A 13,235-nucleotide genomic window follows, 5' to 3' on the forward strand; every position below is an offset into this window, starting at 1 on the left:
GGGGCGCCGGGGGTTTCGGTCAGGGTTTCGCCCGGGTGGGCGTCGATGGCGCGTGGCCGCTACCGGGGAACCGGCAGCGGGGAGGGGGCCGATACCGCGCCCGCCGGTGGGGACGGAGCGTCACCGGCGCACCGCACAGGAGGCTGGGCCGGTGACTCCTTGCATCAAAGTTGTCACCACTTGGATGGATGGCCCTTCTTCCCGCGATCGGCGAGCATGAGGCGGCCGAATCGGGGGCTGATTCATGGAGGGGGCCTTCCGCGTGCGCAGTGACGCCTCGTTGCCGAGCCACGAACGTCTTTTCGGGCAACTCGATCTGCGGGCGGGGGACGAAGCCCGCTCCGTCTACTCACCCGCCGCCTACCTGACCGATCTGCTCACGTTCCTGCGGGAGACGTTCCACGACGTCTCCCTGCTGCGGCGGCGGCCGGGCCTGGGGCAGGTCACGCTGGACGAGGAGAACACCTTCACTCCCGTTCCGTATCTCGACGTGGTCAACGAGGTGCTCGAAGCGCTCGTCGGCGAGCGGCCGTACGAGCGGCTGGCGGAGCTGAAGCATCCGCACGGGCTGCCGTTCTCGCTGGACGCGGCGCGGTTCACCACGTACCTGCGGCGTCTGGGGACGGATCCGGTCGAGTTCTATCGGCTGTTCGCGGCCTCCGTGGATCGCGACAGGGTGGCCCGTGACTATCTGGGGCTGACGGCGAAGGACGCCGAGCTCGTCTCTGTCGAGCGGCCGCACGAGGCCGGGCTGGCCGAGGCGTACGGGCTGGCGGACGGGGAGCCGGTGTCGGTGTTGTGCGATGTCGGGCGGTTTCTGGCCGCGACGTCGCTGACCGGCGATGAGCTGCGTGAACTGTTGTACCAGGACCCGGAGCCGGGGCGTTCGCGCGGCGGGTTCTGGGTGCATCAGGGCGCCGTCGTCGAGGTGGGGCCCGATGACCGTACGCTCGTGCTGCGCGACGGCGGCGGCGAGCCGCCCCGGGAGTGGTTCGATCGCGCGCACCGGTTCGTCCGGCTGGCCCGCCGGGCGGGGTTGTCGTTCACGGATCTCGACCGGGTGGCCGCGGCGATCTCGCCGGGGCTGGAGCCGGTGGCGCTGCGCGCCGTCGCCGCGGCGGCGCACCTGCATCGTACGCATGACGTGCCGTTCGAGCTGATCGAGGCGCTCATCACCCGGACGCTGCCCGGCGAGGCCGAGGACGAGCCGTTGCCGGCCGGGGACATTCTCGCGCCGCAGAACCGCGCCTACCGCCGCCGGGTGGCACGTGCCATCGGGCTGGCCGAGCCGGAGGTCGCCGAGGTGGTCCGGCGTCTGCGCGCACGCTACGCGGGGCCGTTGGAGGAGAGCCCGTTCGACCGGGGCGTCACCCGGTCCGGCCTGGTGGTGCTCAACCGGGTGGCCCGGCTGACCGGCGCGCTCGGGATGCCGGTCGCGGAGCTGTTCGCGGTGCTGGCGGCGCTGGAGGCCGATCCAGCCATCGAGCGCCACTCGACCTTCCCGGTGCTGCCGGTGCTCGACGGCCGCTCGGGCGACATCCACCGCATGCTCGAACGGGACGACGACCCGGCCGCCTCGCTCTGGCTGGCGCAGACGATGTTCGAGGTCGTGGCCTGGATGCGGCTGTGGGGGTTCGCGGGTGAGGATCTCGCCTCGATCCTCGGCGAGCCGGCGACGCCGGAGTCGGAGGAGGAGCAGGCCCAGGTGATCGCGGGGATCGCCGAGCGGTTCGCGGACGTGGCGCTGACGCCCGCGACGCTGGTGTCGGACCGGTTCGACGAGCGGGCCGCCCGGGTGCTGTACGAGGTGCTGGCCACCTACCGGGACGGGGTGGTGTCACCGCACGACCCGCGCGTGCTGCGTCCGGAGCCGGGAGCGGTGGCCGCGGCGGCGCGCGACGCCGTGGACCGGCTCGGGGTGCTGTCCGGGCGGGACTTCCTGGGGCTCGGGCTGGGCGACCGGCTGGCCGTCAAGATCTTCGCCAATCTGGTGATCCGGGGCGTCGTCCAGGCCGACGGGCTGCTCACCTCGGAGGACCTGCCCGCCCGGCTGATCCTGGCCGGGGACTTCTCCCCGTACCGGGACACCGTGTTCGGCGCCGTCGCCCAGCTCGAAGGCGGCTTCTACCCCTCCGACCTGGCCGCCGCCCTGCCACGGCTGACCGAGGCCGACCGGGGCGAGCTCTACGACAACCTGGTGCACAACGGCTATCTCACCATGGAGGGCGAGGTCCTCGACCCGGAGCTGTTCGCCGATCCCGGGCAGGCCGCCGGTCTCCGCGTCAACGCGCCGCTCGACGACGTCGCGCCCGCCGTGCTGGCCCTGCTGAAGAAGCGGGTCGCGGACTACCGCAAGGCCCGGATCACGCTCGACCCGGCCGCCTTCGCCGAGCTGAACCTGACCGGCGAGCAGTTCGCCGCGCTCACCGAGAGCCTGCGCTTCAACGGGATCGTCGACGCGAACGGCGCCTATCGCGACAAGACCGCGCTCGCCACGCTCGACCTCGCCGGCCTGGGCCTGGCCCTGGAGTTCCACCCGGTCCGGCGGACCGTGCTGGAGGCGATGAAGGCGCAGCTCGCGGCCGCCCGGGCGGAGGCGTACCTGGTCACTCCGGACGACCTGGCCGGCCTGGCCGACGAGGCCATGGCCGCGCGGGTGGCCGCCCGGCTGGCGGCCGAGGTCACCGACCAGGGCCGTGTCAGGGAGGAGGTACGGCACGAGTTCGGCGACCCCGAGGGCACCCTCGACCTGGGCGAGGGCTTCACCGGCGAGGACGGGGAGCTGGTCTTCGAGCGCATCGCGGGCATCCTGCGCGCGCAGGCGCCCTACCGGCTCGACCTCGACGCCGTCACCGCGCTCGGCTTCGACGACGACGAGCGCGCGCAGCTCGTCGCGATGCTCGTCGAGGCCGGTCACCTGACCGGGTCGCTCGCGGTGCCCGAGCGGCGGCTGGCCTACTTCCGCACCGTCACCAGCGCGCTCGACTTCACCCTGCCCGGCCTCGACGACTACGCCAGGGACGTGTTCTTCCTGCTGCACGCGGTGGCCAGGGAACAGGCGGCGGCCGTCACCGAGGTGGCCGGCGCGCTGGGCGAGCTGGCCGCGCGTCAGCGCGACACGCTGCACACCCTGCTCCAGGACGGGTTCGGCGTGTCCGGCCCGGTCGTCGAGGCGATCGGCGCGGCCGTCGCGCCGGGCGGGCTCGACGTGCTGGTGGTACCCGCGCTCGGCGACCGCGACGGCGGCGACGGCGGCGACGGCGGAACGGGCGCCGCCGGGCCGGACTTCCGGCGGGTGTATCGGCGGCTGCGGCGCTTCGCGCGGCTGGCCGCGAAGCTCGGGCTGGACGCCGACGAGGTCGCCGTGGCCTTCCGTGACCAGGACCTGGCCGGCAAGTTCCCCGAGCCGCTGACCCTGCCACCCGGCCACGACCGTGTCGACGCGCTGCTGACCGGCCACGACGGGCTGATCTACACCTTCCACGGCGACGTCTTCCGGACGTACTCCGCCCGCACGATGGCCCTGGCCGACTCCCGCGACAGGCCGCTGACGGATCTGTCGCCGCACTTCGCGGGGCTGTCCGCGGTCGACGCCGCCTTCACCCTGCCGGACGGCACCGAGTGGATCGTCGGCCGGGGCTCCGGCGACGTCTCCTCGTGCTTCACCCGGGAGCCCGGCGGCACCCGATGGGCGCCGAAGGAGCAGGTGTGGGGCAAGGTCCGCAACAACTTCGCCGCCCCCAAGAAGATCGACGGCGCCTACGTCGACCCCGAGGGCCGCACCCACCTGTTCGCCGGCGACCAGTACGTGCGCTACTCGGGCGACGACTTCAGCTACGCCGACGAGGGCTTCCCCCGGCCGATCACCGAGTGGTGGCAGGGCGGGACGCCGCTCCCCGAGACGTTCCGGGACGCGGTCGACGCCGCGTTCCACGGCCACGACGGGCGCACGTACGTGCTGTCCGGCGACCGCGCCTTCGACGGGGTGAGCGAGCGGCCGCTGGCCGAGCGGTGGGGCCGGGTGCGCAACGCGTTCGACGGCGCCGAGCGGATCGACGCCGCCTACTCCGACGCTGAGGGCTATCTGCTGTTCCGCGGCGACCAGGTGGCGCGCTACACCGATTGCCCGGAGAACGACGGCGTCCGGGTGGCCGAAGGCTACCCGCGGCGGATCGAGTCGTGGCGGGCGGATGTGCCGGTCGAGTTCGAGAGCGGCGTCGAGGCGGCCTTCGAGGACGGCACCGGCACCCTGCACCTGTTCAAGGACGGCAAGACCGTCGCGCTGCGCCCGCTCCCGGGCGAGGGGACGACGGCCACGGCGAGCCCGGACAACACCGACAGTGCCGACAGTGCCACCAGTGCCGGCGGGGTGACGCCGACCGCCGGCCGGTGGGGGCTGCTGGCCGACGTGCTGCCGGAGGGCCGGGTGGACGCCGCGTTCGTCGCGCTCGACGGCAGGACGTACCTGTTCAGCGGTGATCGCTACATCCGCTACTCCGGCGCTGACTACTCGGTCGTGGACGCCGGCTACCCGCGGGCCGTCAGCGGCGACTGGGGCGGCCTGGACCGGGTGGACGCCGCGTTCGCCATGGACGGGGCGGCGCATCTGTTCGGTCCGGCCGGGCTGATCCTGGATCTGCCGGCCGACTTCGGGGCCGGGCTGGAGGAGGGGGCCTGCTCGCCCGCGCTCCGCCGCCGTCTGCGGGACCACGGTGTGGTGGTGCCCCCGGACGCCATCGTGACCGCCGTCAAAACCGAGACGCCCGCCGGAACCGAGACCGCCGCCGGAACCGAGACCGCCGTCGAGGCAGGGGCCGGGGCCGCGGGTGGGTGGCGGGTGACGGACGAGCGCGGCATCGTGCTGACCATCCGCCGCGCCGGCGACCGCGTCCGGGTGTACGGCGACGACACCCCGTTCTACGTGCGCTACTCCAGCGGCGACCACACCAGACCGGACGAGGGCTACCCCAAACCGCTGGCGGACAACTGGCTGAACCTGCCCGACTCGTTCACCGGCGTCGACGCGGTCTTCACCGGGCGCGACAACCGGACCTTCCTGTTCAGCGAGGGCCGCTTCGTCGTCTTCGACAACCGGCACCGCTGGTGGTCGGAGCCGATGAGCCTGGACAAGCACTGGGACAGCATCCCGTTCGGCCACGTCGACGCGGCGTTCGCCGGCAGGGACGGCAGGACCTACGTCTTCTCCGGCGACCAGTACGTCCGCTACTCGACGGCGGACCACACGCGGATCGACGACCGTTATCCGGCGGCCACGGCGAACTTCTGGGGCAACGTCGTCAACACGATCCAGCGCACCGGCCGGGTGGACGCCGCCCTGGTCATGGACGTGACCGAGAAGGCCGACGGCGCCGACGTCACCCGCACCTACACGTACCTGTTCTCGGGCGGCCAGTACGTCCGCTATCGCGACCACGACTACCGGTTCGTCGAGGACGGCTACCCGCGCGCCCTGTCGTCGCTGCGCGAGGAGCCGAGGCTCGGCGGACTGAAGGTCACGCTGGACGGCGTGGACGCGGCGTTCGCCGACCGGCGCACCGTCTACCTGTTCCGGGGCGGCCAGTGGCACGCCGTCTCCGACGGCCTCTACCGGGCCTACGACCTGCCCGGCATCACGGCCGCGTACATCGACCAGGGCTCGGTGGTGGCGCGGACGGGCGAGGGCTGGCGGCGGCAGCACGCGCTGGAGGGACCGGCGCGCGACGAGCCGGTCCGGCCGCCGGCGCTGCGGACCGTCCCGGAGGACTACCGCGGCGACCTCGACGCGGTGCTGACCGGCGCTGACGGGAACACGTACCTGTTCAAGGGGCTGATGTGCTTCGACACGGCCGTCGGCAGGGATTACCCGCTCGACGAGGAGTGGGGCCGCCCGCGTAACACGATTTATCAGGACAACGCGGTCGACGCCGCCTTCGTGGGCCGCGACGGCAGGACGTACCTGTTCAGCGGCGACCAGTTCGTCGTCCACAGCGACTCGGCGGAATTGATCGACGGCGAGCCGAAGCCCATCGCCGAGCACTGGGGCGGGCTGAAGAGCGTCGCGCTGGCCTACCACCGCGACCGCACGACGTACGTGTTCGAGCACCCGGAGCCCGGAGGGGCGATGCGTTACCTCGTCTACACCGGTGACGAGGGCGCCTACGACAGGCCGGACCCCGACTATCCGGCGCTCACGGACGAGACGTTCTGGAAGGCTCCGGACGGGTTCCCCATGCCGGACGCGGTGCTGTTCGAGAACCGGACGATGGTGCTGCTGAGCGGCGAGCGCTGCGTGCAGTTCAGCGAGGGCACCGGCCAGTGGTCGCATCCGCGGCCGATCGAGCGTCTGTGGCGCGGCTTCGACGTCGCGCCGGGCGACCGGCTGAGGACCGCCTTCACCGGGGCCGACGGGGCGACGCACTTCTTCTTCACCGAGACCTTCACCACCTACGCGGACCGGACGTTCACCCCGCCGGTCCCGATCCGCGACCGGTGGGGCCGTTCGGTCAATCCGTTCGGCTCTGCGGTCGACGCGGCGGTGGTCTTCGGCGGGCACACGTACCTGTTCGGCGGCGGCCGGTACGTCCGCTACACCGGGCCCGGCTACCGCTACGTCGATCCCGGCTACCCCAAGCCCGTCGTGCGCGAGCTGCGCAGGGAGCCGGCGTTCGCGGGGCTGCCCGAGGCGTTCGACGAGGCGGCGGCCCGCCACGGCGTCGGCGCGGCCGTCGCCAACGGCCGCACCGCCTGGCTGGTCACCGGCGACGTCGTGCACGCCGTCTCGGTCAAGCCGGCCGCGACGTACCCGATCGGCCTGCTGGGCAGGGTGCGCAACACGATCGCCGACCGCGGCCGGGTCGACGCGGCGCTGGTCCGGGACCGGCACACCTTCCTGTTCTCCGGCGACCAGTACGTCCGCTACACCGGCGCCGACTACCTGTACGTGGACGAGGGCTACCCGCGCACGATCGAGGACGACTGGGGGCCGCTCCCGGACGAGTTCGGGAACGGCGTCGACGCCGCCTTCCACAAGGACGGCAAGATCTACTTCTTCAAGGGCGACCGGTTCACCGAGGACGGCGCCGAGGACGGCGTCGCCGCCCGGTTCGGCCGCGTCCGCAACACGTTCACGACCGCGCCGCTCGACGCGGCGTTCACCGGGCGCGGGGGCGAGCTGTACGCCTTCGCCGGGGACCAGTACGTCCGCTATGCCCCCGGCAGCCTCGACCACGTCGAGCAGGGCTACCCGCGCACGATCGACGACGACTGGGGCGATCTGCCACAGACCTTCGAGGAGGGCATCACCGGCGCCTTCACGCTCGGCGAGGCCGTCTACCTGGTCAAGGACGACCAGTACGTCCGCTACTCGGGCCGGCTGGACGTGATCGACCGCACCTTCCCGCAGCTGTTCCGGCACCGCTGGTCGGAGGCGGCCGACTACCGCCTGACCGACGTGCACACCGTCGTCGCGTTCGCCGATCTCAACCGGCGCCACCCCGGCCTGGCCGGGATGCTGGCCAAGGGGGCGGCCGACCCGTACGGACGGTTGTGCGAGCTGTTCCCGTGGGACCCGGACGAGCTGCGCTGGGCCAAGCGCAACGCGGGCCTGATCACCGAGTTCCCGGCGGAGGAGCACCGCTTCGACATCGAGTTCCTGCTCAAGCTCGACCACCTGTTCGCAGTCGCCGCCAGGATGGGCGCCGGCCCGTCGGCGCTGTACGGCGCCACCCCTGCCACGCTGGAGGCGCTGCTGCCCGAGGCGGCGGTCCCGCTCGCCCGCGACGACCTCAACGTGCTCAGGCGCGACGCGCTCGTCCCGGCGGTGCTGCACCTGCACCCGGAGCTGGCCACCGCCGCCGAGATCTACGAGCACGCCCTCATCGACGTCGGGATGGGCCGGGAGGCCACCACCTCGCGGGTGCGCGAGGCCATCTCCGCCACCCAGCTCTACCTGCACCGCTACCTGCTGGACCTGGAGGAGCTGAGCTCCGGGGAGGACGTCAAGCCGAAGCTGCGCACCTGGTGGCAGTGGCTGAGGAACTACCGGATCTGGGAGGCCAACCGGAAGGCCTTCCTCTACCCGGAGAACTACCTGCGCCCCGAGCTGCGCGACACCAAGACGCCGGCGTTCCGCGACCTGGAGGACGACCTGCTGCAGGGCGAGATCACCGCCGACGCGGTGCAGCGCGCCTACAAACGCTACCTCGACGAGTACACCGAGGTCAGCCGCCTGACCATCGCCGGCGCGTACGTCTACCGGGCCGACGACGACGCCGACGGCACCCGTCAGCTCGTCCTGTTCGGGCTCACCCGCACCGATCCGCGCCGCTGGTACTTCCGGGAGGCGGAGTTCCGCGACGGCGACCGGCTGTCGGCGAGCTGGGAGCCGTGGCAGCGGGTCGACGTGCAGATCGACGCCGACCGCGTCGACCCCGTGCACGCCTTCGGCCGCGTCTTCGTCTTCTGGAGCCTGGTGGAGGCGGTCGCGCCGGAGGACACCGGCAAGACCGTCATCACCACCACGAGCGACGGCGACCGGCAGAGCGTCTCCGCGCCGCCGCCCGGGCACCGGGTGCGGATCTACTACTCCTTCCAGAATCTCAACGGCGAGTGGGTGGCCCCGCAGGCGCTGCCGCCCGGCCCGCTGCACGACGGCCTCATCAGCACCGGGCCGCTGTTCGTGCAGGCGTCGGCCACCGTCCCGGGGTCGGGCACGCACGACTCGATCGTGGTGTCGTGCCCGTACACGATCGGCGAGGACTCCTACGACGCCTCGTACGTGCTCACGCCCGAGCTGTACGCCATCCCGATCTCCGCGCCGGCGCGGCCGGCCAAGCTGATCGACCTCGGCAAGGTGTTCGCCGAGCCGGTCGGCGGCGTGGTCCGGTTCAACATGCCGGCCGGTTCGGCCGACGGGCCCTGGTTCAGCATCGACCACAAGGGCGGCAGCTTCCTGGTGCGGCCGGTCATCGCCGACCCGGGCGAGGACCCGCCGGTGCTGGAGCTCAAGGGCAACGGCCACCGGCTGCCCGACAGGCAGGGCCTCGGCGCGGCCTTCGAACGCGACGGCACCCGCTGGTTCTTCGACAACCTGGCCGGCGAGTTCCTGGTCACCAAGCCGGTCGGGCCGCTGAAGACGACCGGCGAGCCGACCGCGGCCCGCTGGGGCAACGTGCCCGACGGCAGGCTGGGCGGCACCGGCCGGGTCGACGCGGTGCTGGTGCGGGGCGAGCACACGTACGTGTTCAGCGGCGGCGAGTACTACCGCTATCAGGGACGCCTGGTGGACCGGCAGATGGACGTGGGCTACCCCCGGCAGCTCGGTTCCGGCACCGGCTTCCCGCACTGGACCTCGATCGACGCCGCCTTCACCTTCGACGGCGCCGAGTACTTCGTCAACGGCGACGGCTACGTCCAGCGTGACGTGACGACCGGCCTGTTCGGTCAGCCCGGCCGGGCGCGCGACAAGTGGCCGGTGCCGGACAAGAGCCGCATCCGGACCGCGCTGGTGAAGGGCTCCACACTGTTCCTGATCTTCGGATCCACGTACACGAAGCTGGCGAACGGCCGCCGCGAGGAGGACGGCTATCCGCGGCCGCTCAAGGACAACCCCGACGGCCTGCCGCCCGAGATCAGCGCGGCGGCCGACGTGAACGGCGTCCCGTACTTCTTCGGCGAGGACACCTTCACCGTGGGCGGCGACCCGGCCCGGCACCCGAACCGCGCGCTCGGGAAGATCGCGACGGTGCTCAACACGACGGGCGTGGTCGACGCGGCGTACGTGTCGGGCGAGAAGCTGTTCCTCACCAGCGGCCTGGAGTACTACCGCTACGCCCTCGACGGGACGGACGTCCCGCTGCTGGCGGAACCCGGCTACCCGAAGCCGCTGCCTCGGCCGGTGAGGGCGGTCTTCCAGCGCGGCGACCAGCGCTACGTCTTCAGCGGTGAGGACTACACCGTCATCCCGGCCACCGATGAGCTGTCCGGGCTGCGGGACTTCATCCCGATCGAAGGCAACTGGGGGTCGCTGCCGCCCGGCTTCGCCGCGAGCTGCACCGGCTCGATGGACACGCCGTCGGCCCTCTACCTGTTCCTCGGCAGCCGGTACGTGGTGCACGCCAAGGCGGGCGCGGTGCCGCGCCCGTACGAGTACACCGCGCTGCCGCACGAGATCGTCCGGCTGACCTCCAGCACGGCGTTCGAGCTGAACCGCAAGCTCCTGGTCGGCGGTGTGCGGACACTGCTGGCGCCCGAGACGCAGGAGATCGACGAGCTGCCCGCCTTCACCACCGGCGACGCCGGCTCGACCTCGATCAAGGTGCAGCCGGAGGTCGCCGGCGTGCCGGTCAGCACCCACCTGGACTTCCAGAGCGCCAACGGCCGCTACTACTGGGAGATCTTCTTCCACGCGCCGCTGCTCATCGCCCAGGCGCTGAACGCCGCGCAGCGCTTCGCCGACGCCAAGACGTGGTACGAGTACGTCTTCGACCCGACGGAGCAGGACCGCTACTGGAGGTTCCTGCCGTTCCTGGCGATCGACCTGCGGGCGCTGGCCGCCGGCTGCTGGGCCGACCTGGCGAACCTGCCGCCGGACACCGGCGCGCTGCTGCGGCCGGTCCTGGACGACGTCGAGTCGCTGGCCCCCGTCTTCGAGCACGCCCGCAAGGCCACGCCCGCTGACCTGGCGCTGCTCGACGGGCTGGCCGATCGGGTGCGGGCGTTCGAGGACATCGGGCGGCTCCGCGAGAAGATCGGCATGATCGCCCGGCTGCGCCGCCAGTACGACCTGATGGGCGACCACGACGCGCTCCTGAAGGCCTACCGGGACGACCCGTTCGACCCGCACGCCATCGCGGAGCTGCGCCCTGTCTCCTACCGCCGGGCCGTGGTGATGGCCTACGTCGACAACGTGCTCGACTGGGGCGACCTGCTCTTCCGCCAGCACACGATGGAGAGCCTGGACGAGGCCAGGATGCTCTACCTCCTGGCCCACGACCTGCTCGGCAGGCGCCCGCAGAGCGCCGGCCCGCGCCACCTGCAGGAGGCGAAGAGCTACGACGAGCTCGGCCCGCTCACGACCCCGGGCCCGGAGGCCGAGGTCGTCACGGCGGGCGGCACCCTGCTCGACGGCATGGGCGCCATCCACCGGGGCGTGGCCGACGGCTACTTCTTCATCCCCGGCAACACGCTGCTGGGCGACTACTGGGACCGCGTCGAGGACCGGCTGCGCAAGATCCGGGCCTCACTCGACTTCCTGGGCGTCAGCCGGCCGCTGCCGCTGTTCGAGCCGCCCGCCGACGTGATGGCGCTGGTCCGCGGCGCCTCGGCCGGGCTGACTCCCGGCCAGGTCACGGCCGGGCAGGCGGCGCCGGTCCCGCACCACCGGTTCGGCTTCCTGCACCGCAAGGCGCAGGATCTCGCCGACCGGCTGCGCGGCTTCGGCGGCGAGCTGCTGGGGGTGCTCGAACGCCGTGACGCCGAGGAGCTGACCCTGCTGCAGACCCGGCAGGAGAGCGTCATCAGGGACCTGACCCGGGCCGTGCGCGAGGCCCAGGTGGCGGCGGCGACGCAGACCCTCGCCCAGTACGAGGCGGCCCGCGACGCCGCCGCGGATCGGCAGAAGCACTACGAGAAGCTCATCGAGACCGGGCTCACCCCGCTGCAGCAGTCGCAGATCCGCGCGATGACCGACGGCGTCAACTCGCACTTCGCCGCCGTCGGCCTGAAGATCGGCGCCACTCTCGCCTATGCCGCCCCGCAGGTGCTGGCCGGACCGTTCATCCTGGGCACCATGATCGGCGGCGAGCAGGTCGGCAAGGTCCTGGAAGTCGGCTCCGAGATCGCGCAGACGCTCGGCGAGGCGTTCAGCGTCCTCGGCGAGCTGTACGGGGTCCGCGTCGAGCAGGAACGCCAGGAGGGCGACTGGAACTTCCAGGTCGTGCAGGCCAGGGCTGACCAGCGCGAGCTGGCCCGCCAGATCGCCGCCGGCGAGGCGAGCCTGGCCGCGGCCAGGAAGGAGCTGGACATCGCCGATCAGGAGATCGCCGACCTGGAGGCCGTGGCCACCTTCCTCACGGGCAAGTTCACCAACTCCGAGCTCTACCAGTGGAAGGCGGGCCGCCTGGCGGCGCTGTACTTCGCCTCCTACGGGCTGGCGCACGAGACCGCGAAGGCGGCCGAGCGCGCCTACCAGTACGAGCGGGGCGTCACGGACTCGCACATCCAGCCGGTCTACTGGGAGAGCCGGCGCAACGGCCTGCTGGCCGGGGAGGCCCTGGCGGTCGACGTCGAACGCCTCGGCGCCGCGTACACCTCCTCCGACAGCCGCGGCCTGGAGATCACCAAGCGGGTGTCGCTGCTCCAGCTCGACCCGCTCGCGGTGCTCGCGCTGAAGAACGCCGGCCGCTGCGAGTTCGCGCTGACCGAGGAGCTGTTCGACCGGGACTTCCCCGGGCACTACCGGCGGCGGATCAAGACCGTCTCGGTCGTGTTCGACGGGCCGGACGGGCCGATCGAGGTCAACGCCATGCTCACCCAGACCGGCCACAAGACGGTGCTCACCCCGGACGCCCGGGCGGTCCGCTACCTGCTCGACGGCAAGGGGGACGCGCCCGATTCGGTCCGGTCGGACTGGCGGCCCAGCCAGCAGATCGCGCTGTCCGACACCGAGGAGCACCGCGACAACAACGGCCTGTTCGAGCTGCGCTTCGACGACGACCGTTATCTGCCGTTCGAGGGCACGGGCGCGGTGTCGACCTGGCGCATGGAGATCACCGGGCGGCGCCCGTACGACCTGTTCGACGTGACCCTGACCGTCAAGTACACCGCCGAGCAGGGTGGTGAGGTGTTCGCCAACGCGGTGCGCGGGATGCGGCGGCCGTACCCGGCGGCCCGCTACGTCGACGTGGCCGGTGAGTTCCCGGAGCAGTGGCAGGCCCTCGCCGAGGGCGGCGACCTGATACTGCCGATCGTGCCGGAGATGTTCCCCGACATGATCGGGGTCCAGATCTCCGGGCTGTTCGCGCGCTACGAGGTGGCGGACTGGGGAACGGCCCGGCTGCGCCTCAACGGGCACCTCGTCGACGACGGCAAGGCGCTCCACATCCCCGGCCTGCGGACCGGCGAGTGGACGCTGACCGTCGACGGCGAGCGGGAGGCCCTCATCAACGTCGGCCTGGTCCTCACCTACCGGGCCGGCTGACCTCGCCCGGCTCACCCGCCCGCCCTGACACGAGGTG

Annotated in this window: 1 protein-coding gene; it reads left to right on the plus strand. The window is 72.2% G+C overall.

Features of this window, described 5'->3' with window-relative positions; all coding sequences use genetic code 11:
* Positions 1-262 precede the first annotated feature (262 nt).
* Entirely contained in the window at positions 263-13,198 is a 12,936-nt protein-coding gene (locus ADY59_RS25280) for a hemopexin repeat-containing protein (protein ID WP_197093837.1), read from the plus strand.
* The last annotated feature ends 37 nt before the right edge of the window (positions 13,199-13,235 follow it).

Origin of the sequence: Nonomuraea sp. SBT364 (assembly GCF_001083785.1) — a bacterium.
GTDB lineage: Bacteria > Actinomycetota > Actinomycetes > Streptosporangiales > Streptosporangiaceae > Nonomuraea.